The organism is Chryseobacterium sp. VD8 (assembly GCF_037149975.1).
GTDB lineage: Bacteria > Bacteroidota > Bacteroidia > Flavobacteriales > Weeksellaceae > Chryseobacterium > Chryseobacterium indicum.
The window spans coordinates 1-815 of record NZ_JBBCQL010000444.1; the positions used below are offsets into that span (position 1 = coordinate 1).

2 pseudogenes are annotated in these 815 nt (G+C 35.1%); one reads left to right on the forward strand and one right to left on the reverse strand.

What is annotated here, in order from left to right:
- Positions 1-372: pseudogene (locus WFK35_RS22940) on the reverse strand (AraC family transcriptional regulator); the annotation flags it as partial.
- A 137-nt stretch (positions 373-509) separates the two neighbouring features.
- On the opposite strand from WFK35_RS22940, the pseudogene WFK35_RS22945 reads away from it, so the two are divergent.
- Positions 510-815, forward strand: a pseudogene (locus tag WFK35_RS22945) (hypothetical protein); the annotation flags it as partial.

The window sequence follows — 815 nt, forward strand, 5'->3', positions numbered from 1 at the left end:
TGTGATTTTCCCATCCCAGTCTTTGGTATACAAAATCATCTCCCGAAGAAGATGACTTACCGAATAAATATTGATTTCATCAAAAAAGCCATTTTCGTTTTCTTCTTTTTTAAAATAAAAATTGTACAGATCCACTTTTGGACTCGTAGAAAAGATATAATGCGGTGTTCCGGCAGGAATCCACATAAAACATCTTGCTGGTAAATACCAGTGTTTCAGATCGGTGAAAATATGCACAATTCCACCTTCTGCATACACCAGCTGAGCCGAACTGTGATAATGGATTTCGGTTTTCACCTTTCCGGTAAGCACATGATAAACGTAAAATTCCGAATCTGCTTCTTCTACTGCTTTAAAATGACTTTCGTTCATTCAATAAAGGTAAAGAGAAAATTTCAATATGGCGTAAATGAGCAAATCTTTTTCTGTTTTCACAAATCATGTCGGAAGCTGCACCGCGTAAATTTGCAGAGTCAAAAACAATTCAGCAAAAAATCTTAACTATATTTATGAAAATGATATCATACGCAAACAGATATCAGTGGTTTGCGTTGTGCCTATTACTTATGAGTAATTTATTACAGGCACAGATAACCGATTATCAACACCTTAGCCTGCAAAAAGCAATAGAGATCGGATTAATTCAAAACAAAAAAATAAAAATCAGCCATTTAAAAGATGAAATGTCCGAAACCCAAGAAAAAGATCTGAAATTGGAAAAACTTCCAGATATAGAATTCCACACAAGCTACAATCAGGTTACCAACCTTTTTCAGCATGAAGACGGCGTGTTTGCAAAAGCCAAAAAGTACAAC